Source organism: Paenarthrobacter sp. NPDC018779 (genome assembly GCF_044391085.1).
Classification (GTDB): domain Bacteria; phylum Actinomycetota; class Actinomycetes; order Actinomycetales; family Micrococcaceae; genus Arthrobacter.
Genome location: NZ_JBIRZS010000006.1, coordinates 127,189 through 149,475 on the forward strand (window position 1 = coordinate 127,189; position 22,287 = coordinate 149,475).

The 22,287-nt window shown below is 65.1% G+C and carries 18 protein-coding genes; 12 read left to right on the forward strand and 6 right to left on the reverse strand.

Annotated features, from left to right (window positions below):
- Positions 1–53: 53 nt before the first annotated feature.
- The 7 genes from ACH488_RS09450 to ACH488_RS09480 all read left to right on the forward strand — a co-directional run bounded on the left by ACH488_RS09450 (position 54) and on the right by ACH488_RS09480 (position 9,234).
- Complete coding sequence (locus ACH488_RS09450) at positions 54–1,628, forward strand: zf-HC2 domain-containing protein (protein WP_397323775.1); 1,575 nt, start codon at positions 54–56, stop codon at positions 1,626–1,628.
- A gap of 121 nt (positions 1,629–1,749) precedes the next feature.
- Positions 1,750–2,664, forward strand: coding sequence for a PIG-L deacetylase family protein (locus ACH488_RS09455; protein WP_397323776.1), 915 nt, complete (start codon positions 1,750–1,752; stop codon positions 2,662–2,664).
- Entirely contained in the window at positions 2,664–3,578 is a 915-nt protein-coding gene (locus tag ACH488_RS09460; RefSeq protein WP_397323778.1) for an ATP-grasp domain-containing protein, read from the forward strand. The genes ACH488_RS09455 and ACH488_RS09460 overlap by 1 nt, the downstream gene beginning before the upstream one ends.
- Complete coding sequence (locus tag ACH488_RS09465; protein WP_397323780.1) at positions 3,575–4,852, forward strand: glycosyltransferase; 1,278 nt, start codon at positions 3,575–3,577, stop codon at positions 4,850–4,852. The genes ACH488_RS09460 and ACH488_RS09465 overlap by 4 nt, the downstream gene beginning before the upstream one ends.
- Entirely contained in the window at positions 4,849–5,958 is a 1,110-nt protein-coding gene (locus ACH488_RS09470; protein WP_397323781.1) for a hypothetical protein, read from the forward strand. Before ACH488_RS09465 ends, ACH488_RS09470 begins: the two co-directional genes overlap by 4 nt.
- Before the next feature lie 151 nt (positions 5,959–6,109).
- On the forward strand, positions 6,110–8,908 hold the full coding sequence (gene ppc / locus ACH488_RS09475; protein ID WP_397323783.1) for a phosphoenolpyruvate carboxylase: 2,799 nt from the start codon (positions 6,110–6,112) through the stop codon (positions 8,906–8,908).
- A 20-nt stretch (positions 8,909–8,928) separates the two neighbouring features.
- A complete protein-coding gene (locus tag ACH488_RS09480; protein ID WP_397323785.1) occupies positions 8,929–9,234 on the forward strand; it encodes a hypothetical protein in 306 nt (101 codons plus the stop codon).
- Here ACH488_RS09480 and ACH488_RS09485 read toward each other — a convergent pair.
- Positions 9,231–9,872, reverse strand: coding sequence for a DedA family protein (locus ACH488_RS09485; RefSeq protein ID WP_397323787.1), 642 nt, complete (start codon positions 9,870–9,872; stop codon positions 9,231–9,233). The genes ACH488_RS09480 and ACH488_RS09485 overlap by 4 nt on opposite strands.
- Positions 9,873–9,947: 75 nt before the next feature.
- Here ACH488_RS09485 and ACH488_RS09490 point away from each other — a divergent pair, with 75 nt between their 5' ends.
- Complete coding sequence (locus ACH488_RS09490; RefSeq protein ID WP_397323788.1) at positions 9,948–10,487, forward strand: O-acetyl-ADP-ribose deacetylase; 540 nt, start codon at positions 9,948–9,950, stop codon at positions 10,485–10,487.
- 66 nt (positions 10,488–10,553) lie between these two features.
- Here the strand turns inward: ACH488_RS09490 and ACH488_RS09495 are convergent, their stop codons facing one another.
- Complete coding sequence (locus ACH488_RS09495) at positions 10,554–11,486, reverse strand: pseudouridine synthase (RefSeq protein WP_397323866.1); 933 nt, start codon at positions 11,484–11,486, stop codon at positions 10,554–10,556.
- A 230-nt stretch (positions 11,487–11,716) separates the two neighbouring features.
- Between ACH488_RS09495 and ACH488_RS09500 the strand changes: the two genes are divergently transcribed.
- Both ACH488_RS09500 and ACH488_RS09505 read left to right on the forward strand, forming a co-directional pair.
- Positions 11,717–12,373 carry an ArsR/SmtB family transcription factor gene (locus tag ACH488_RS09500; protein WP_397323790.1) on the forward strand — a complete coding sequence of 219 codons (657 nt, stop codon included), beginning with the start codon at positions 11,717–11,719 and terminating at the stop codon, positions 12,371–12,373.
- Positions 12,363–13,055 (forward strand): SRPBCC domain-containing protein, encoded by a 693-nt coding sequence (locus ACH488_RS09505; RefSeq protein ID WP_397323792.1) that lies wholly within the window; start codon positions 12,363–12,365, stop codon positions 13,053–13,055. Before ACH488_RS09500 ends, ACH488_RS09505 begins: the two co-directional genes overlap by 11 nt.
- Before the next feature lie 21 nt (positions 13,056–13,076).
- Here ACH488_RS09505 and ACH488_RS09510 read toward each other — a convergent pair whose 3' ends face one another.
- Positions 13,077–13,652 (reverse strand): TetR-like C-terminal domain-containing protein, encoded by a 576-nt coding sequence (locus tag ACH488_RS09510; protein WP_397323793.1) that lies wholly within the window; start codon positions 13,650–13,652, stop codon positions 13,077–13,079.
- 78 nt (positions 13,653–13,730) lie between these two features.
- Here ACH488_RS09510 and ACH488_RS09515 point away from each other — a divergent pair, with 78 nt between their 5' ends.
- A complete protein-coding gene (locus tag ACH488_RS09515) occupies positions 13,731–14,228 on the forward strand; it encodes a DUF4188 domain-containing protein (protein WP_397323794.1) in 498 nt (165 codons plus the stop codon).
- A 65-nt stretch (positions 14,229–14,293) separates the two neighbouring features.
- Here the strand turns inward: ACH488_RS09515 and ACH488_RS09520 are convergent, their stop codons facing one another.
- Positions 14,294–15,751, reverse strand: a complete 1,458-nt coding sequence (locus ACH488_RS09520) for a PLP-dependent aminotransferase family protein (protein ID WP_397323795.1) — start codon at positions 15,749–15,751, stop codon at positions 14,294–14,296.
- Positions 15,752–15,811: 60 nt separating this feature from the next.
- Between ACH488_RS09520 and ACH488_RS09525 the strand changes: the two genes are divergently transcribed.
- Complete coding sequence (locus ACH488_RS09525) at positions 15,812–16,441, forward strand: YitT family protein (RefSeq protein ID WP_397323796.1); 630 nt, start codon at positions 15,812–15,814, stop codon at positions 16,439–16,441.
- Here the strand turns inward: ACH488_RS09525 and ACH488_RS09530 are convergent.
- Both ACH488_RS09530 and ACH488_RS09535 read right to left on the reverse strand, forming a co-directional pair.
- Positions 16,425–17,273, reverse strand: a complete 849-nt coding sequence (locus ACH488_RS09530; RefSeq protein WP_397323797.1) for a DNA-formamidopyrimidine glycosylase family protein — start codon at positions 17,271–17,273, stop codon at positions 16,425–16,427. The genes ACH488_RS09525 and ACH488_RS09530 overlap by 17 nt on opposite strands.
- Entirely contained in the window at positions 17,266–22,227 is a 4,962-nt protein-coding gene (locus tag ACH488_RS09535; RefSeq protein WP_397323798.1) for an ATP-dependent helicase, read from the reverse strand. Before ACH488_RS09535 ends, ACH488_RS09530 begins: the two co-directional genes overlap by 8 nt.
- Positions 22,228–22,287 lie beyond the last annotated feature (60 nt).

A 22,287-nucleotide genomic window follows, 5' to 3' on the forward strand; every position in this document is an offset into this window, starting at 1 on the left:
CCATTCACTGCGTATATATGGGCAAGATTTATTCGCATGTGGGGGCGCCGTAAATGGCGCGGAGGACGCAGCACCCGGAGGAGGCCAGCGACGGGCAGCTTATTGCGTTGGTTCGGGGTGGGGACACAGCAGCCTTCGATGGCCTCTATGAGCGGCACATTTCCATCGCTTCGACGGTGGCCCGGCGCAATGTGGACAACCCCAGCGACGCCGAGGACATTGTGGCGGAAGCCTTCCAGTCCGTGCTCCAGAACCTCGTTGCCGGAAAAGGCCCGGACACGTTCTTCCGTGCCTATCTGCTGTCCACTGTCACCCGCCTGTCCCACCACCGGAACCGCAAGGCGGGCAGGACGCTCCCGAGCGGCGACGATTCCACCCTGGATCATGCAGTGGGCGAGCCCGACGCCGTGGTCAAGGCCTTTGAATCCCATACGGTTGCCAAGGCATTCCGCATGCTGCCCGAGCGTTGGCAGGCAGTGCTGTGGTACCTCGACGTTGAACGCATGAAGCCGGCCGCAGCCGCACCATTGCTGGGACTGTCGGCCAATGCCGTTTCGGCCTTGGCCTTGCGGGCAAGGGAAGGCCTGCGCCGCCAGTACCTGCAATGCCACGTGTCCGAAGGCCCCAGCAGGGAATGCGCCGAGTATGTTGCCAAGCTCGGCAGCTTCATCCGGGGTGGCCTTTCCGGACCGTCGGCGCGGAAGGTCCGTACCCACCTGGAAGGGTGCGCGAGTTGTACGGCCGTGGTGGCAGAACTCCGGGACGTGGAGGGGAGCATGAAAGCCGTGCTCCTGCCCTTGGTCACGGGGATTCCGGTGGCTGCGTGGGCGGCCAGTGGTTCCGGGCTCGGCATCATTGGTAGCCTCGCGGCTCCCGCAAAAGTGGCAGCAGTTGCACCCCTCCTGGCCCAGCCTGTGGCCGCAACCATCATGACTGCCGCGGCAGCGGGACTGGTGTTGGGGGCTGCCGGAGTCATTGACTACTTTGCCCAGGTGGCGCCTCCCGAACAACGGACCGTCCAGACCGCAGCCGTTCCCAGCCAGGCCACCGTAGTCCCACCGCCAGAGACCCCTGCTCCGTCGCCCAGTCCAACCGAGATTCCGGCCGTGCCTGTTGTTCCGGCCACTGAGGAGGCGCCGCCACCGGTTGCGGAACCCGGGCCGCAAAGTACCCCACCCGCCGTCGAAACACCCGCCGTCGAACCTCCAGTGCCGTCCCACCCTGCAGCGACGTCCTCTCCCACTCGGACTCCAGACACGCCACCCAAGCGTGACGCGCAGCCGGCAATGGTCACCTCTTCCGTGGGGACCACAAAGGATGGGAACCCCTTCACCACCCCCTTCACCATCGAGTTCACAGTCTCCGGCTCGGCACCACTTGGCCAGGGGACAGCAGTGTTCTCGGCGCCGGATGGCGCGAGGATCGTTGGCGGGTCGATCGACGCTCCTGCCGGATGGCAATGCTCCCTGGAAAACGAGTCCAAAGCCGTGTGTTCCACCGAATCGGCCAAGCGCCGGAACCTGCACTTTCACCTGACGGTCGAATCACGGAATCGAAGCGCGGAATCGCTGAGCTACGGCCTCGATGGGACAGGGATCCAGGAACGGCACTTCGTCTATAACTACTGACCAATTTTTGATGCGTGGATCACAAACCGATCCACATCATGAACTGGCTCTTGCATTCACTCATTCATGGCAAGACCCGGACGCGGGTTGGTACGCATCATCCACGTTATTTAGGGGAAGTATGAAGGCAACGGTGTTTGCCGTAGCAGGCTCGCTCGGCGCGCTTGCTGTGGTTTTGGCCTTGGTCCCAATCGGCCGGAATTGGTTCGTTCGCAGGTTCAGATCGCCGCATCGGCTGCGGTGGATCACCGCGGCGTTGGGAGCGCTGCTGATGGCAGCCCTGTTGGGTTGTGTCCTTAGTCCCGAGCATTTGGGCTGGTGCGCAGTGGTGGTGCTCTTGTGCGGTGCCGCCCTGGTGGTGGGCTTCCTCGTGGCACCAACGCTCAGGATAAATCACGCCATGACCGCCCAGCCCAGGCGAGTTCTGGCCATCGGAGCCCATCCCGACGACCTGGAATTGGCCTGCGGTGCCACGCTCGCCAAGCTGGCGGACGCAGGACACGAAGTCCGCGCCATGGTGATGAGCACCGGCAGCAGCGGCGGCGACAGCGCAGCCCGTTTGTCTGAGGCATCCTCCGGTTCTGAGTTCATGGGCGTCTCCAAGGTCCAGGTACACGACTTCAAGGACACCAACCTGTCCCAGCACGGGCAGGAAATGGTCCACGCGATCGAAGCCTTCATCAAAGAGTTCCAGCCGGATGTGGTCATGACGCACTCTGGTCATGACTACCACCAGGACCACCAGGCCGTACACAGTGCCACCATGCGCGCCGCACGGCGTCACTCGTCCATCCTGTGCTTCGAGAGCCCGTCGGCAACCCGGCAGTTCAACCCCAGCGTGTTCGTGGACATTGCGGGGTATGTGGACGTGAAAATCCATGCAGTGTCCATGCACAGGGACCAGCGCGGCAAGCCCTACATGAGCGCCGAAAGGGTCCGGAGCCTTGCGGCTTTCCGCGGCTCGCAAGTGAAAACCACGTACGCGGAGGGGTTCGAACCCGTCCGCCTGCTTGGCTCAGCCGTAGGGGAGTTCTGATGGTCCGTTTCCTGGTGACAGGCGTGGGAGGTCCCGCGGGCAGTTCGCTGGCCCGCCAGCTCATGGACCGTGGACATTGGGTCCTCGGCGTGGACATGCAGACGGTGGACACCCGCTCCGCGGATATGGTGGCGAGGGTTTCCCGGTCCGACGCGCCGGGCTACTTGTGGGAGCTTCGGGGGCTGATCGCCCAACACGGTGTCCACGTGGTTGTTCCCACCGTCAGCGATGAGCTGGTGCTGGTCTCCGAGGCCAAGGACGATCTGGCACCCGGTGTCCGGGTAGTGGTGGCCGATGCTGCGCCGGTCCGAACTGCGAACGACAAATTCCACACCATGACCTGCCTCCACAATGCAGGCGTTGACGTTCCATCCTTCGGACTCCCCAGCAGTTTCGAATCGGTCCACCACGCCATGGATGTCCTGGGCGGCCCCATCGTGGTCAAGCCGAGGGTTTCACGCGGTGGGCGCGGAGTGCAGCTCCTGGAGCGGTTGATGGACGGGGGAGCCCGGGCGGCCCACGCCTGGGCGATGGCCGACGACACCTGCATTGTGCAGCGGTTTGCTCCAGGTACTGAATACGCCCCGGTGGTCCACAGGACGGGCGCCCGGACAGACGTCGTCGTGACCCTGGAGAAGACCGCGCTCAAAGAAGGGCGCGTGGGCAACGCGGTTTCGGTCCGGCGCAGCGAAGCCTCCGCGGACCGGGACGTCGCAACGCTGGCAGCCTCTGCGGTCGAAGCCCTGGGCCTGCAGGGTCCCGTGGATATCGACATCAGGCGGATGCCGGACGGCACCCCGGTGGTCCTTGAGGTCAATGCCCGCTTCGGTGCCAACAGCGCCCACGCACCTGAACTCCTGGACAGCGTGCTTCGACTGCACGCACAGGGGCAAGTGCCGGGAAGGAACGCGTGACCGTCCTCGATCTCGCGCTGGCTTTTGTTCAGGTTGGCGGACTGATCATCCTTGGCTTCGGTGCCGTCAAGATTATCTACGTTCCGCTGGCGCTCTACTTCAACCGCGTTCACCGGCCCCGGCCGGTGAAGCACAAGTATTCCGTCCTCAGCACCGAGCCGATGGTTTCAGTGATCGTCCCGGGCTACAACGAGGCCGTGGTCATCACCAACTGCGTGGAATCGATCCTCGGCAGCCGCTACTCACGGTTGGAAATCATCCTGGTGGACGACGGCTCCACCGACTCCACGGCACAGATCATGGCCGCGCTCGCCGGGCAGCACCATCGCGTCAGGTTCATATCGCGCGCGAATGCAGGCAAGGGAGCCGCACTGAACACGGGCATCAAGGCGGCGCAGGGCGACATCCTGATGTTCGTTGATGCGGACGGCATCTTCGCGCCGGACACCATGCTCCACATGCTGGCAGGATTCGACCACCCCAAAGTGGGTGCGGTCTGCGGCGATGACCGGCCCGTGAACCTCAACAGGGTGCAAACCATGATGCTCGCCGTGCTTAGCCACGTCGGCACCGGGCTGGTGCGCCGAGCCCTCTCCCTGATGCACTGCCTTCCCATTGTCTCCGGCAACATCGGTGCGTTCAGGGCGGACCTGGTACGCAGCGTGGGCGGTTTCCACGAGGACACCCTGGGCGAAGACCTGGAGCTCACCTGGCGGGTCTACAAAGCCGGCTTCCGGGTCAACTTCCAGCCCAAGGCGCTGGTCTATGCCGAATCACCTTCCACCGTGGGAGGGTTGTGGCGGCAAAGAGTCCGTTGGTCCCGCGGCCTGCTCCAAACGCTTCGCTTGCACTTTGGCATGCTGGGTAAAACTACCTACGGGACGTTTGGGCTGTTCCTCGTTTTCAACGCCTTCACCATGGTGTTGATACCCATCCTGCAGTTGTTGATCCTGGGAATCCTGCCGTTTCTCTACGCGGCAGGCAGGGGACCCATTCCGTGGGAAGTGCTCGCCATCCTGGGGTGGTTGGGCCTCTTCGTGTCCTTCGTCCTGATCGTCTTTTCCATCGGCCTCAACCGTTCCTGGAGGGATCTCCGGTTCCTGTGGACGGTACCGCTCTGGCCCTTCTACTCGGTATTCGTAGGACTTGCCTTGGCCAGCGCGATCGTCAAGGAACTGCGCGGCAGCCCGGCCCGGTGGAACAAGCTCCAACGCACAGGTGTGGTTTCGGTGACCGCACTGGACAGTGAATCGGTAAGGGAGTCCCTCGCATGAAACAGGTCATCTTGTCCTTCGCGATCATGGTTGCCACAGCAACTGCGTCCACAGTGATTATGGTGGCGTCACCGGCAGGTGGTGGTTCCCGACCCAGCGATCGGATGGTCAACCTTGGCTTCGAGGACATCGTCACCAAGGATCCGCAGCATCTTCCCCAGCTGGCCAAGCGGCTGGACTCCGTGAATGCCACGGCGGTCTCGCTATCCGTGGGACGCACGGACTGGACAGCCTTTCCATGGGCCGGCCGGCCGGGATCCTTCTCAGGCGAGGTGTCGGCCACCGGACGTGATTACGTTGCCGAGGCCATCAAAGCCGTGGGGACCTCGGCTGACGGAGAACAACGGGACATTGTGCTGACCATCGATGTCCTCCTGGACCGGGCTCTCCGCGAGGATCCGTCATTGGCAGGCCGCGATGTCCATGGCCGCGCGTCCACAAGTTTTGCCGGCGTTGCGGCCCTGCGGAACGGTGAGGCCGGTGCCCGGCTGGTTGCCTTGGCTGCCGAGGTTGCGAAGAAGTACCACCCCACAGCCGTGGACCTGACGGAGTTGATGTTCGACGATTTCACTTTCGGTCCCGATGACCTGCAGGACTACAAGGCCACCACCGGCCAAGCGGATTGGCCCCGGCTGGCCAACGGCAGCATCGACACTGCGGATGCCCATATCAGGACGTGGCGCAGCGAAGCTGTGGCGGACATCGCCCGGAAGGTGGGTGCCGCCGTCGAGCCGTATGGCGTCAAGGCCGAAACGGACGTGCGGAGCCCCAAGAAGTCCGCTACCGGGGACCGGGCCGAGAGCGGGCATGACTACGATCTTCTGCTCAAGCAAGTGGACCGGTTGCATGTGTGGCAGTACGTAGGCCTCAATGATGAGCGGGCCCCCAGAACGGAGGAACTGGTGCGCGCCATGAACCGTCGGGCAGGTTCCCGGATGTCGCTGTCACTCGGCCTATGGGCGAACGACGGGATTATTTCAGCCGAGACGTTTGGGATCGCGCTCAAGGAAGCCGCCCGGGGCGGGGCCCAATCCGTGTCCGTGACGCCGGCGAGCCTCATGGAAGGCGCCCACTGGGATGTCTTGAAAGAGGCTTGGGCAGAGTAACCGAATGTGTAGCCCGGACCATGCCAGAATCTGAGACACATTCCCGCGGCCCAAGCCGCTGCGGGTAATATCCCTTGGGAAACATAAGTAATAGGGCTCACAGTATCCAGCGCAGTGTACGAGCCAAACCACATCCCGAAGGTAAGTATCTATGGTTCACACTGCCCCTCAAGACACCGATCTCGCTGCGGAACTTCGCGCCGACGTACGCCGGGTTTCCACCCTGCTGGGCGAGTCCCTGGTCCGGCAGCACGGCCCGGATTTGCTGCAGCTGGTGGAGCAGGTCCGGTTGCTGACCAAGGAATCCAAAGAGGCTGCGCGTGGCGGCGCCGACGCAACCGGTCCGTGGAGCGCGCACGACGTCGTAGCCCAGGTCCGCGAGCTTCTCGCCTCCCTGCCACTCGAGCAGGCGACCGACCTGGTCCGTGCCTTCGCGTTCTACTTCCACCTGAGCAATGCTGCCGAGCAGGTGCACCGCGTGCGCGGTCTCCGTACCCGCCAGGAGAAGGACGGCTGGCTCGCCAAGGCCGTCTCCGAAATCGCGGGCCAGGCCGGCCCCGAGGTGCTCCAGGACGTGGTCAACGAGCTCGATGTCCGCCCGATCTTTACGGCCCACCCCACCGAGGCATCGCGTCGTTCGGTGCTGGACAAGATCCGCAAGCTCTCCGACGTCCTGGCCCAGCCGACGCTGGAGGGTACGTCTGCCCGCCGCCGCCAGGACCGGCAGTTGTCCGAAATCATCGACCAGATGTGGCAGACCGATGAGCTGCGGCAGGTGCGGCCCACCCCGGTGGATGAGGCCCGCAACGCCATCTACTACCTGAACAGCATCCTCACGGACGCCATGCCGGAAATGCTGACCGACCTTGCGGAACTCCTTGGCGAACATGGCGTGAAGCTCCCGTCCGCCGCGGCCCCGCTTCGCTTTGGCTCCTGGATCGGTGGCGACCGCGATGGCAACCCGAACGTCACGGCCGCCGTGACCCGGGAGATCCTGCAGCTGCAAAACCAGAACGCAGTGCGTATTGGCATTGCCCTGATCGATGAGCTGATTTCCGTCCTGTCCAACTCCACGGCGCTGTTCGGAGCGGACCAGGAACTCCTGGACTCCATCGAGGTGGACCTGAAGAAACTTCCGGGCCTGGACAAGCGGGTCCTGGAACTCAATGCGCAGGAGCCCTACCGGCTTAAGCTCACGTGCATCAAGGCCAAGCTCATCAACACCGGTCGACGTATTTCGGCCTCCACCCACCACGAACCGGGCCGCGATTACGCCACCACCTCGGAGCTTCTTGCCGAATTCGGCTTGCTCGAATCGTCGTTGCGGAACCACGCCGCCGGACTGGTGGCCGATGGCGCGCTGGCACGCGTGCGGCGGGCACTCGCGGCTTTCGGCCTGCACCTCGCCACCTTGGACATCCGTGAGCACGCGGATTACCACCACGACGCCGTGGGCCAGCTCGTTGACAGGCTGGGCACCGAAAAGCCGTACGCCTCGCTGACCCGCGAGGAACGCTTCGAGTTCCTGGGCGCGGAGCTGGCTTCCCGCCGTCCGCTGTCCGGCCACCCCATCAAGCTCGATGGCACCGCAGATGGCACGTACGACGTCTTCCGCAGCATTCGCCAGGCACTGAACACCTACGGTCCGGACGTGGTGGAAACGTACATCATTTCCATGACCCGCGGCGCGGACGATGTTCTTGCCGCGGCCGTCCTGGCCCGCGAAGCCGGCCTGATCGATCTGTTCGGTGCCAAGCCGCATGCCCGGATCGGCTTCGCGCCGCTCCTGGAAACAGTCGAAGAGCTCCGCGCCTCGGCCGAGATCGTGGACCAGTTGCTGTCCGATCCGTCCTACCGGGAACTTGTCCGGTTGCGTGGGGACATCCAGGAAATCATGCTGGGCTACTCGGATTCCAACAAGGAATCAGGCGTGATGACCAGCCAGTGGGAGATCCACAAGACCCAGCGGAAGCTGCGCGATGTTGCGGCGAAGCACGGCGTTCGGGTGCGCCTTTTCCACGGCCGCGGCGGGTCCGTGGGCCGTGGTGGCGGACCTACCTACGATGCCATCATGGCCCAGCCCAACGGTGTGCTCGAGGGCGAGATCAAGTTCACGGAGCAGGGCGAGGTCATCTCGGACAAGTACTCGCTGCCCGAGCTTGCCCGCGAAAACCTGGAGCTCTCGCTGGCGGCCGTGATGCAGGGTTCGGCCTTGCACCGGACTCCGCGCACCTCGGAGGACGAGCGTGAGCGGTACGCCAACGTCATGGAGACCATCTCCGACGCCGCTTTCGTCCGCTACCGCGCCCTGATCGACGACGAGGATCTTCCGGCGTACTTCCTGGCGTCCACCCCCGTGGAGCAGCTGGGCTCGCTGAACATCGGTTCGCGCCCGTCCAAGCGCCCGGATTCGGGTGCCGGACTGGGCGGCCTGCGTGCCATCCCATGGGTCTTCGGCTGGACCCAGTCCCGCCAGATCGTCCCGGGGTGGTTCGGCGTCGGCTCCGGCCTGAAGGCCGCCCGCGAAGCCGGCAACACGGAACAGCTCACGGAAATGATGGACCGTTGGCACTTCTTCCGTTCCGTGATCTCCAACGTGGAGATGACGCTGGCCAAGACAGACATGGAGATCGCCGGTCACTACGTCTCCTCACTGGTTCCCAGCGAGCTGCACCGCCTGTTCCATATGATCCGCGACGAATACGAGCTCACGGTGGCAGAGGTGGAGCGGCTCACGGGAGAACTCGAGCTCCTCGACGCCCAGCCAACGCTCAAGCGTTCACTCGAAATCCGTGACCAGTACCTGGACCCCATCAGCTACCTGCAGGTGGAACTCCTCCGCCGCGTACGCGAAGAGTCCGTCTCCGGAGCCGAGATCGACGAACGGCTCCAGCGGGCCATGCTCATCACCGTCAATGGTGTGGCCGCCGGCTTGCGCAACACCGGCTAAGCCACGGCTAGGCTAGTGGGATGCCATCGTTCCAAACCAAGCTGAAAATCACGGGCCTCAAGCCGGGCAATGCTCCGGAGTCCGTGATGGCTGCCGCCGTGGAAGCCCTGGGTACCAGGCACCACGTGGAGTCGAACCAGTTGGATATTGTTGGTGGCGTCCCACAGATCAGCCTGCGGTTCATGGTGGATGCGCGGGACTACACAGGCGAGAACCACGAGGCCCGGACGTCGGCTGCCATGATGCGTGACGCCGTCGAACGCGTGGCCCTGACCGGCAGCCTGTACGTGCTGCGCCGGAGCCGCGGGCGCTGGTCCCCGATCTAGGACTGCTGGTCAGGTTGCGCTGCGTCGCCGTCGAACGGTTCCTCGACGGGGGAGCGGTTGCCGCGGCGCCGGGTGACGATCACGCCCACCACCACGCCGATCACCAGGCCCACACCCACGCCGATCAGCGAACTGGCCCAAAACGGCAGCTTGGTGGTGGAGCCGGTGAAGTAGCCCAAGCCCACCTGCCACAAGGCCCACAGCACACCGCCGAGTCCGGCGCACAGGCTGAAGCCGCGGACCGAGACATTGGCGATGCCTGATGCCGCGGAGGTGGCTAGCCTGCCACCGGGAACGAACCGTGCGCCGATGATCGCGCCATAGGCGGAGGAACGCCCGGCTTTGGCGATGGTTTCGTGGATGGCCAGGTGCACTTTGCGGCCCCACGACCACCGGTCCAGCACGTGGCTGACACGCCTCTTGAACAGCAGGTACACGGCCATGTCGCCCAACCAGGAGGCGAAGGCGGCCAGCAGCAGGATCAGCCAGAAGTTGACGTGGCCCTCGGCGGCCAACGCGCCCCCGGTGATCACCACCATCTCTGAGGGAATCGGCGGAAAAACGGCATCACCCAGCACAAAGGGGACCACCCACAGGTAGATGGCTGATCCCCACGTGTCCGGGGAAGTGAAGTCCATTGGCACAAAATACCGCACTTGCCGCCCCACCCGCTGGCTCTTGCCGCGGCGCCCGGGCGGCGAAAGACTGGCGGAATGCGGATCGAGATCATGCACGGGGACCTGACCATGCGCGGCGTCGACGCAATCGTCAATGCCGCCAACTCTTCGTTGCTCGGTGGAGGAGGAGTGGACGGAGCCATCCACAGGGCCGCCGGGCCTGAACTCCTGGAGGCGTGCCGTGAGCTGCGCCGCACCCAACTGCCGGACGGGCTTCCGGTGGGTGACGCCGTCGGGACGCCGGGTTTCCGGCTCCCCGCGCGGTGGGTGGTCCACACCGTGGGGCCGAACCGGCATGCCGGACAAACCGATCCGGAGCTCTTGGCCTCGTGCTTCCGCGAAAGCCTGGCCGTGGCAGGGGAACTTGGCGCCCGGAGCGTAGCGTTTCCCGCTATCAGCGCCGGAATTTACGGTTGGGACGCCCGCGAGGTTGCCGAGGTGGCGCATGACGCCGTCACGGCCTTTTCGGTGTCAGGTGCCCGGGGCGCTGCCAACGGTAGCCCTTTGGACCTGGTGGAGTTCGTGCTGTTTTCGGAGGATACGACGGCGGTTTTCCGCGCCGTCTTCGGCCGCTGACGCAACGCGGGGTCACTTTTGGCCCCATGTGGAGGCCAACATGGGCCATATCTGACCCCGCGTTGCTTAGGAGGGGTGGGCTTCGCTGAGCGTGAGCTGGCTCCGGTATTCCACGGGTTTCCTGCTGATGGGGTCCACAAAACGGATGCCGCGGGCCAGGAGTTGGAGCGGTTTGGCGTAGTCGTCCGGTGCTTTGTCCAAGAGGTCCGGGTAGAAGGCGTCGTTGACGATTCCCAGGCCGAGTGAGGCCATGTGTACGCGGAGCTGGTGGGTTTTCCCGGTGTGGGGTTCCAGCCGGTACAGCGCACGCGGCTCCGCACCGCCGTCGAACGTTTTTACTTGCTCGATGCGCGTCTCGGCATTCGGCTCACCGTCGGTTACCTCCGCAAGGAGGTAGCTGCGCGACTTGGTCATGCGGTTCCGGACCACGGCAGGGAACTCGACGGCGGGATAGCCCGGCGCCGGCGTCGCGGCGGACACGCACTCGTATTCCTTCTGGACCTGGCGCTTCTCGAACAGCACCTGGTACTTGCCGCGCGTCTCCGGGTTGGTGGAGAGCAGGAGGATTCCGGCGGTCATGCGGTCAAGGCGGTGCATGGGAATGAGGTCCGGCAGGTTCAGGAGGTTGCGCAGCCGGACCAGGGCCGATTCCTGGATGTACGTGCCGCCCGGGGTTGTGGGCAGGAAGTGGGGTTTGTCCACCACCAGGATGTGCTCGTCCTGGTGGAGGATGGAGATTTCGACGGGCAGGCGGGTTTCCGGTGGGAGCGTGCGGTAGTACCAAATGAAGGTGTGGTCCTCCAGCTTGGTGGTCCGCGTGAGCGGCACGCCGCCTTCGCCCACAATCTCGCCGGCGTCGAAGCGGTCCTCGATTCCCTGCGGATCGATGTGCCCCCAGCGATGCATCATGTAGTCCATCGCCGTGTCCCACGGTCCCTCATCCGGAAGGCGGAGGCGGGTGGCGTTGACGCCGTCGCGCACGGGGAGGGGGGATTGCATCACCGGACAATTCTACTTTGTCCCGTTGCAGGGCCCGCTCTGCACGTCTACTTTGTCCCGTTGCAGGGCCCGCTTTGCGCGCTATACCGATGCCAGGGCCCACACCGCCAGGGTTCCCTGGCTGAGCTTGCGAAGTTAGGGAGGCGGTGGGGATGTAGAGCAGGCCTCGCAATGCTCCGAACATAAAAAAGTTCTTGACAAAAAAAGTTGTCGGTAACCATACTTGAAGCATGTTGGACATCGAAGTGATCGAGGACCCGGCCGCGGCGGAGGTTTCGCTGGACCCGATCCGCACGCGCATCCTGCAGGAGCTGGCCCAACCGGCGTCGGCAACGCAGCTCGCCGCCAAGGTGGGCATGCCGCGCCAGAAGGTGAACTACCACCTCAAGGCCCTTGAGCAGCACGGCCTGGTGGAGTTGGTGGAGGAGCGGCGCAAGGGCAACGTCACGGAGCGCGTTCTCCGGGCGACGGCGGCTTCCTACCTCATTTCGCCGGTGGCCCTGGCCTCCGTTGCGCCGGATCCGCGGCGTTTTGCGGACAGGTTCTCGGCTTTTTGGCTCCTCTCGCTCGCCTCGCGAACGGTGCAGGAAATGGGAAAGCTTATTTCCGGCGCCGCTGCGGCGAAGAAGAAGCTGGCCAGCTTCGCGATCGACGGCGAGATCACCTTCCGCTCGGCTGCGGACCGGGCCGCCTTCGCGGAAGAACTCGGCGTTGCGGTGACGCAGCTCGTGGACAAATACCACGACGGCGGCGCGTCCGCCGTGGCGGGCGGCGCGCGCAAGCACCGGCTCGTCGTCGTGCTTCATCCCGCACTCAAGAACACCTCAATTGAAGTCTCAGCAGGCAGTGACATTCCGACAGAAAAGGACCAGGACAATGGCAAATAACCGTGAATTCGAAATCGTGGCCGATACCGAGCTGCCCGGAACTCCGGAGCGGGTGTGGCAGGCCGTTACCGTGGACACCCCGGCGTGGATGTTCCCCACAGACCAGTGGCCGGCCGTCCGGACCGTCGATGAGTTCCCCGGCCACCTCGTGACCCGAATGGATGGGCCTGACGGTTGGTTCAATCAGTTGGAGCACGTCTTGGAGCCGGTGGAAGGTGGCCGCGCCAAGCTGCACTACGTCCACAGTGGGATCTTTGCCGATAACTGGGACGAACAGTACGACGGCGCCAGCAAGCACACGGAGTTCTACCTGCACACGCTCGGCCAGTATTTGGAGCACTTCGACGGCCGGCCGGTGGTCTTCACCGACATCCAGGGCCCGGGCTCGTCGCAGGCCGCGGACGGATTCCGGCGGTTGAAGAACGCGCTCGGCGTAGAGGGATTGCCGGCAGGTTCGGCGTTCGACGTGGACGTGGAAGGCGTGGGGCGGTTGCGCGGCGAGGTGGACTTCGCCAATGAAAACTTCCTTGGCCTGCGCACGGACGACACCCTGTTCCGCTTCTTTGGCCGCAACGCTTTTGGAGCTCCCGTAGGCATGACGGTCCATGATTTCAGCTGCTCCGGGGACTCCGAGCTCACCGCAAAGGCCTGGGGCGCGTTCCTGGAGAACGTGTACGCCTAGGAAGTCCTTGCCCGGTTTGCGCTAAGCTGCCCAGGCCCGGGTGACTCCTTCAAGTGCTGCCTCGTAGATGGCCGCCCAGTCCGTGCCGGGTTCGTTCATCTGCGCCAGTTCCAGGCTCACCAGCCCATGGACCTGCCCCCAAATGGCCATCGCGACCGTTTGGGGGTTGTCCTGTTTAAGCCTGCCCGCTTGCTGCGCGGAGGTGACCGCCTCCACCAGGGGTGCCATGGACGCCGAGGCGACTTCCGGCGTCGGGCTGCAATCGATGTACGCCGCCAGGGCGCCGCTGAACATGAGCCGGTACAACGCGGGATGTTCCAGGGCCCAGCCCCGGTAGGCGCGGCCAAGACCAAGGAGGCCGTCCTTCGAGGCGTCGCGCTGGGACTCGCCGAAGGAGCGGAAGCCGTCGTCGACGGCGGCAGTCAAGAGTTGCGCTTTTCCGCCGAAGAGGGAGTAGATCGCCGTCGTGGACGTGTTCGCGGCTGCCGCCACATCCCTGAGTGTCACCCGTGCGGGGCCTTCGCGGTCCACGAGCTCCGCGGTGACTTCCAGTAGCCGTTGGTGAACGGCGTGGTCGTGAACGATGGGTCTTGCCATGCCTACAAGTGTTTCATAACATTGTTTCATAACGCCGTTATGAAACTACGGACCAGGAACAATTACCGAAGGACTGACATGGCACAGGAGATCTTCCCTGGACGTTTCACCGCTGACATCGGCCGGGACAACATCACGGTTTTCCTCATCGGAATGCGGGCCAACCGCTGGTGGAAGACGGGCCGCGTTGCGAAGGTAGCATCGGCGATGCCCGTGATGATGCAGCACTTGGCCCGGAATCCCGAGGCAGGCCTGCTGGGGAGTGAACAATGGTTTGGCCGGACCACCATCATGCTCAGCTACTGGGAGAGTCCTGAACATTTGCGGAAATTCGCTGCGGACAGGGAATCGCCGCACTTGGGTCCGTGGCGGAAGTTCATGAAGGAGATCGCGGGCAGCGGTGACATCGGGGTGTGGCACGAAACGTACCAGGTGCCCGCATCCGGGATTGAAGTGGTGTACAACGGCATGCCCTCGTTCGGCTTGGCCAAGGCAACCTCGCATGTTCCTGTCGGTTCCGGCAGCAACACGGCCAAGCAGCGCATGGGCTCGGCCGCGCGCGTGGCCCCCAACTGATATTGACACCCCAACCTACATATCAGTTGGGTGGTTGGGCGGCTGGGGGGCGGGCGGCGGGGTGGTCAGGCGACGGCGGCCGTGGCGGGGCGCTCGGATTTGAGGCTTCTCCTGAGCTGAGGTGACGCGTCGAGCTTGTCTTGCGCAGCCCGGAGTGCGCGGACTGCCACCTCCAGGGATTCCGGCGGCAAGGTGTAGGGAACGCGCAGGTAATGCTCGAACGCGCCGCCCACCCCAAACCGCGGCCCTGCGGCCAAGCGGACACCGAAATCCGGGGCCAGGACCGTCAGGGCCGTGCTGCTCGGACCGGGCAGCCGGCACCAGGCGCTAAGTCCACCCCGGGGCCGTTCCACCTCCCACTCGGGAAGATGCCCTGCCAGCAATTCCATCAAAGCTGACCGGTTCTGCCGGAGCTCGGCCAGTCGGGCGTCCATCGGCTCGGAGTAGGCACCCACCAGGCGGGCTGCGGCCAGTTGCTCCACGATTGGACCGCCCAGGTCCATGGTGGTCCTGGTTGTCACCAGGCGGTTGATGACCGACTCCTCAGCGCGGATCCATCCTGTGCGGAGGCCGGCCCAGTGGGACTTGCTCAGCGACCCGATGGAGACCACCGCGGAACTGAAGGATGCCATCGGCGCAGCAGTGACGCCGTCGAGGTTCAACCCCCGCAGCGTCTCATCCACCACCAGGACCGTCCCGGCCAAAGCTGCGGCCCGCGCCAGGCGGCGCCGCTGAAGGTCGGACATGATGCGGCCGGTGGGGTTATGGAAGTCCGGGACGAGGTAGGCCATGGCCGGACGCTGCTGGTTCATGGCAGCCACCATGGCATCGATGTCCCAGCCCACCGGGGCTCCGGCGGCCGGCATCGCCACCGGAAGCGGGCGGCACCCGATGGCCCGGATGGCGTCCAGGGCGTTTGGGTAGGAAGGGTGTTCCACCAAGACTTTGTCCTGTTTCCCTGCCAAGGTCTTCAGGACAATGTTCAACGCGTGCTGCGCCCCGGACGTCACCAGGATCTGCTGGGCCGTGGTGGGAACGCCCTCGGCCGTGTACCTGTCCGCGATGGCCTGCCGCAGCGCGGGCACGCCCATTGCGTCATAACCAAAGCCGGGCAGGAGGGCGGGGAGTTCGGTCAGGGCATCTGCGAAGGCGCGGTGCACTACCTCGCCCGCTGCCGGCAGTGAGGCGTACGCCAGGTCCAGCAGTCCCTCCGGCGCTGCCAGCCCTGGCATGGTCACGGGCGAGCTGCGGTGCGGAATGCAGGTTCTGCCCCGGCTGCCTTGGCCCGCCGTCAGGAAACCCTGCTCCCGCAAGGTGGAGTACGCAGCCGTCACCGTGGTCCTGCTCAGGCCCAGAGTTTGGGCCAACGCCCTTTCGCTCGGCAGCGCGACGTCCAGCGGGATTCGTCCGTCCATCACCAGTAAACGCACGACGTCGGCCAGCTCCCGGTAGGCGGGCAGGGCGCCGGAGTTCCAGGAGCTGAGGAGGCGGGTGAGCGCGGTGGGATTCAGTGAGCCTGACACCAGTCCAGTATTTCAAACTGGCTATGGAATACAAGGCCAGTTTTTGGCGATGATGGATTCATGATGACCCGAAGAATCACCCAACTCCTGATCGGCCTCGCGATGTACGGCATTTCCCTTGCCATGTTCATCCGTGCCGGACTCGGCCTGGACCCGTGGGACGTGTTCCACCAGGGTGTGTCCCAGAAGACCGGCTTCAGCATTGGGATCGTGGTTATCGCCGTCAGTTTCCTGGTGCTGCTGCTCTGGATTCCGCTGCGGCAAATGCCCGGCATCGGAACCCTTGCGAACGCCGTTCTGGTTGGCTTGTTCGCCGACCTGGGCCTTTGGCTGATTCCCGCGTTCTCGCACCTCGGTGGCCAGATTGCCATGCTGGCCGGGGCCGTGATCCTCAACGGGATTGCTTCTGCCTGCTACATCGGGGCCCGGCTGGGCCCAGGTGCGCGGGACGGCCTGATGACCGGGCTGGTGCGGCGGACGGGCTGGTCCGTTCGACTGGTGCGCACCGGAATCGAGGTTGTGGTCCTGGCGGTGGGCTGGCTGCTGGGTGGCTCCGTCGGCGTGGGCACGGTGGTCTACGCCTTGGCGATCGGTCCGATTGTCCAGTTGTTGCTGCCGCGCTTCATGGTTCCGGAACAGCGCACGACGCCGGAACACGCCGAGCCTGCGCAGGTCACCCCAGCTGCCTAGCGGCTGGCTTCGGCTGGCATCTGGGACAGAAATAGATATCGCGTTCCTCGGTGCCAGTCGGTGACCCCAGCAGGCCGTACTCGATGGGTGTTCCGCATCGCCTGCACGGCTGGCGCGTTCTTCCGTAGACCCAGTAGCCCGGACGCATGGCGCGCGGACCCAGCGTGGAGCGCCGTCCGGGACCGAGGTTCTCGCCCAGAAGCCGCTTGGCGTCGCGGACGATCGTCGCCAGATCCGGGACTTGCCCAACCGGCAGGGCAGGGTGCACGCCGGACAGGAAACAGGAATCGCAGCGGTAGATGTTCCCGATCCCGGCGAGGTTGCGCTGATTCAGCAGGGCATAGCCGATGGGAACCTCCGGTTCAGCCTGGAGCCGCCGCAAGGCCTCTGCTTCGTCCCAGTCCGGCCCAAGAAGGTCCGGTCCTAGGTGGCCTACAATCCTGTCTTCCTCACCGGTTGGCACAACCTCGAGGATGCCCAGCGAGAATCCCACCGCATCGGCCACCGCTGTCCGCAGCACGCAACGGGCTGTGTGCCCGGGCCTGGTCCACCGGCCGCCCGGTGCGTAGACCATCCACGAACCCTCCATCTTCAAATGTGAATGAATGGTGAGGGCACGTGGTTTCCGGCTGGCCCCAGGTTCTGTGTCCTCCGGACCCACCAGGCGCATCAGCAAATGTTTTCCGCGCGGCACAACCTCGGTCATGGTCCAGCCGGCAAGGTTCAGCGTGGCGAAGCGCGGCACGCGGAAATCCGAGGCCGTGATCACCTGGCCGGCAAGGGCCTCATGGAGCTTATGGGCGGCGCGCCAAACGGAATCTCCCTCAGGCACGGATCCGCAATCCCTTCGGCGTCGAGTAGGCGCCGGCTGCGGCGAGGGCAGCGGCGATAGGTGTTTCCAGGAGGTCGTGCCCGTTGACCTTCTCCATGAACAGCTTGTCCACGGCGCCTCGACGAACCACGCCCACCAGTGCCTCGGCAGCCACGGTGAGGGCGGCGTCGTCGTGGCTGAAGGTGAGCAGGGTCTTACCGCCGCGTTCGACGTAAAGGACCAACGCGCCGTCGACCATCACCACCAACGCACCTGCTTTCCGTCCCGGCCGGTGTCCCGAGCCGGCCTCGCCGGCCACCGACGGCCAGGGAAGAGCGGCTCCGTAAGGATTCGCGGGGTCGGTTGCCGCGAGGGCCAGCGCCGACGGGTCTGGCTGGGCGATGCGGGCGTCCTCGGTGAAGGAGCGCAGCCGGTCAACGGTGGCGGGCACTGCGAACTGGGCTGCGCCGAGATGCTCAATGAAGTACCCGCGGCGGCAGCGACCGGCTTCCTCCAGCCGCGCGAGCACCTTGTACATGAGGCCGAAGCCGCCCAGGATGTTCTCTGCCATGACCGAACCCCGCGTAACCACGCCGTAGCGGTCCAGGAGAAGCTCGGCTGTGCCGCGGGCGTGGATGGTCGGGTCCAGTTCCGGCAGTGGCAGCGCTGACCAGCGTCCGACGGCGAGCGGCGGCGTGGGTGCCTGGGCTGCCACTGATCCATAGCGGCCACCGGTCAGTCCGGGTGATCCAAGGAGGCCCGCACCGTGGCGGCCGAGTCGGCTCATGCGCGGCGCCCTGGCCCGGGGTGCCTTGGCCACTTGGCGATGGGCCGTCCGCCCACCGGCTATCATGGCGCGCACGGGGGCAAAGGTGTCCCCGGTAACCCTCCCCGCCCAGACGAGGTCCCAGAGAGCGGAAACCACGGCGTCGTCGCTCAGCACGGCATCCATGCCACCGGCAACCTCCGTGAGTTGCCGGAAGAAGTAGCCGCCGCCCGCGCCCAGATAGTCCAGCAGGCGTTGCTGCGCGTCACCGGGTTCAAACTCCGGCGACGGGTTGAGCGTGAGCTCGGCGGAATCGGCAACGTGCAGGCTGATCCACCCGTCGTTGCCGGGCAGGGATCCGGCGCCGGACCACAGGAGTTCGCCGGCTGCCATGAGTTCGTCCAGCATGGCGGGTTTGTAGTCGGCCACACGGCTTGCGAGGACCAACGGTTCCCACGCCGAGGCCGGAACGGGAACACCTGACAACTGGTCCACGGCCGTGATGATGCCATCCAGCCCGCGGAGCGCTTGGCTGCGTGACTTTCCAGGCGCCGTGACGTTTTGCCACGCAGGAAGGAAACGCCCGTAGGCCGCGGCATCGACGGGTTCCACCTCTGCCCTGAGCGCCGCCAGGGACCGGCGCCGGAGTTTCCGAAGGACCTCGGAATCACACCATTCGCTGGACGGGGGAGCCTCAAGACTGATGACGTCCGGATCGGGTGCCTGCGTTTCGGGTGCGGTGGCGTGCGGACGGAATTCGCCTTCCACCACGCGCCCGTCGGCGGCGAGCCGTTTCAGGGCGGTATTGACGACGGCAACCCCGAGGCCCAGGCGCGTTGCGGCTTCCGCCGCCGTGAACGGCCCATGAGTGCGGGCGTACCGAGAGACAAGATCACCCAGCGGATCGTTCACCGGCTCGATGAACGCCAGCGGCACACCCATCGGCAAGGGCACCCCGATGGCGTCGCGCAACCGGGCGGCGTCCTCCACGGCAGCAAAACGTTCGACGCCGCCAATGGTCACCTTGAGTGCGCGGTTGGCTTTCTGGAGTGCCTGGAGATGGGATCCGGCCTCGGCAGTGGTTGCGGAGGTGGGCGCATCCTGGTCAATGGAGGGCTGGTCCGGGGCGTGCAAGCGCTCGGCCACTTCATCCACGGCAAGGGGGCCCAGCAACCGCAGCAGGTCCGCCACGCCTTCCATGCCCTTGACGCGGCGGTCGGGTACCAGCCGTTGCAGTTCGCGTTCCGTGGTGTCGATGACCTTGGCGTCCAGGAGTTCGCGCAGTTCCACGCGTCCCAGGAGCTCGTTAAGGAGCGTGGAATCCAGGGCAAGCGCTGCGGCCCGGCGCTCGGCAAGGGGCGAATCGCCTTCATAGAGGAACTGGGCCACATAACCGAACAACAAGGACTTGGCGAAGGGGGAAGGCTGTTGGGTGGTGGTCTGGACGATCCGGAGTTCGCGACGCTCAACGGACGCGGCGATGTCCTTCAACGCAGGCAGGTCATAGACATCCTGCAGGCATTCCCGCACCGTTTCAAGAACGATGGGAAACGCCGGGTACTTCTTGGCCACGTCCAGCAACTGCGCCGAGCGTTGGCGCTGCTGCCATAAAGGTTGGCGCTTGGTGGGGTTCTGCCGCGGCAGCAGCAGGGCCCGGGCAGCGCATTCGCGGAAGCGGGAAGCGAACAGGGCGCTGCCGCCAACCTCGGCGGTAACGATCTGTTCGAGCTCTTCGGGGTCGAACAGGAAAAGTTCCGCGCCGGGCGGTTCGTCTTCCATCATGGGGACGCGGAGCACGATTCCGTCGTCCGCCGCCATGGCCGAGCCGTCCAGGCCATAACGTTGCTGGAGGCGCTGGCCCACAGCGAGGGCCCAGGGTGCGTGGACCGGCATGCCGAAGGGACTGTGCAGGACCACCCGCCAGTCGCCCAGTTCATCATGGAAGCGTTCGACTACCAGGGTGCGGTCGCTCGGGACGACTTCCGTGGCCTGCTTCTGCTCGTCCAGGTACTGGATCAGGTTGTTGGCCGCGAACGCATCCAAGCCGCTGGCCTGGCACCGTTCCATTGCCGGAGCAGGGTCGGCGGCGGAGAGCTCCCTGATGAAAGCACCGAGTGCCCGGCCAAGGTCCACCGGCCGGCCCAGCGAGTCGCCTTTCCAAAAGGGAAGTTTCCCGGGCTGGCCGAAGGCGGGGGAGACCAGCACACGGTCATGGGTGATGTCCTCGATTTTCCAGCTGGTGGCACCCAGCGCGAAGATATCACCAACGCGCGACTCGTAGACCATTTCCTCATCGAGTTCGCCGACCCGACGGCCTCCCTTGGCCGCCCTCGCCGAGCTGCTGGGACCATCGCCGTCGCCCCCGCCGGAAGGGCCCGTTCCCTCGACCTCCGTACCGATGATGTAGACGCCGAACAGCCCCCTGTCCGGGATAGTTCCGCCGGAGGTGACAGCCAGACGCTGGGATCCAGGCCTTCCTTCGATGGTTCCGGCATGCCTGTCCCACACGATGCGCGGCCGGAGCTCGGCGAATTCATCCGAGGGGTACCTGCCGGCCAAGAGATCCAGCGTGGCCTCGAACGCTGAGCGCGGCAGGCTGGCAAAGGGCGCGGACCGGCGGACTGTGCTGAACCACTCTTCCACGTCGATGCTGCCCAACGCCGTGGCTGCCACGGTCTGTTGCGCCAAAATATCCAGGGGATTGGTGGGGATGCTGAGCCGCTCAATCTGACCGCTGAGCATGCGCTCCACGGTGACGCTGGTGTGCAGCAGGTCCGCCCGATGCTTCGGGAAGAGGACGCCTTCGGAGATCTCACCCACTTGGTGTCCCGCGCGGCCCACGCGTTGCAGGCCGCTGGCGACGGACGGCGGTGACTCCACTTGGATGACCAGGTCCACGGCGCCCATGTCGATGCCCAGTTCAAGCGAGGACGTAGCGACGACGCAGCGTAGCCTGCCGGATTTCAGGTCGTCCTCGATCAGGGCACGTTGGTCCTTGGAGACGGAGCCGTGGTGGGCGCGCGCCAGGACCGGGTCTGCTCCGGTGGTGCTTCCGGCTTGGGCCATCATGTGGGCCGGGGTGGCCGTGGACGTGGGGGACTTGGCGGAGGAACCGCCCGGCGATGCGACGGCTGCGGGATCCGGCGCTGTGTCCCAATGGTCCGAACCGCCTTGCCCGGGAGACTCGTCCCAGGCGGACCCCGCCTCAGCCATCAACTGCCGCTCCGCGTAGATCTCGTTGAGCCGGGCGGTCAAGCGCTCGGAGAGGCGACGGGAATTGGCAAACACGATGGTGGATTGCTTTGAAAGGACGAGATCCACGATCTGTTCCTCCACATGCGGCCAAATGGAGGCCTGCGGCTGCAGCCCTGAGGCGGGGCCGGAATCGAAAGCCCCCGAAGCGCCCTGCAGGTCCGACATGTCCTCCACAGGGACGGTGACGGTGAGGTTCCAGTTTTTCTTGGACGGCGGAGCCACGATCTCCACGGGAGCCTGGCCGGCCAGGAACTGCGCAACGAGTTCACGGGGCTGCACCGTTGCCGAAAGCCCGATGCGCTGCGCCGGCTTGGGCAGCAGCGCGTCGAGCCGCTCCAAAGACACTGCGAGGTGGGCGCCACGCTTGGTGCCGGCCACGGCGTGGACCTCGTCAATGATGATGGTGTCCACTTCGCTCAACGTTTCCCGGGCACGGGAGGTCAGCATGAGGAAGAGGGACTCCGGGGTGGTGATGAGGATGTCCGGCGGATTGGTCAACAGCGTGCGGCGATCTGCCGCCGTCGTATCCCCGGAGCGGACGCCCACCGTTACGAGGGGAGCCGGCAGCCCCAAACGCTTGGCGGTTTGCGTGATGCCGATCAGCGGGGAGCGGAGGTTGCGTTCCACGTCCACGCCCAGTGCCTTCAGGGGCGAGATGTACAGGACGCGCGTCTTGGTTTTCGGCTTCCGGGGCCGCTTGCCTGCGGGGACCTCTTCCAAGCCGGGCAAGGTGTCCGTGGGTGTTGAATGCAGACGATCCAAAGCCCAGAGGAAGGCCGCGAGCGTTTTGCCCGAGCCGGTCGGAGCCACCACCAGGGCATGGGAGCCGGAGGAGATCGCGTTCCATGCACCGTCCTGGGCAGGCGTGGGCACGTTGAATGCGCCGAGGAACCATTCCCTGGTTGCCTGGCTGAAACGGCTGATGGCGCCGGAAGACGCCTGCTGCTCCTGCATTCCTCCATCATGCCCCACGGCACGGACAGAATAAGGTCCGGCCGTATGAACGCCAGATCA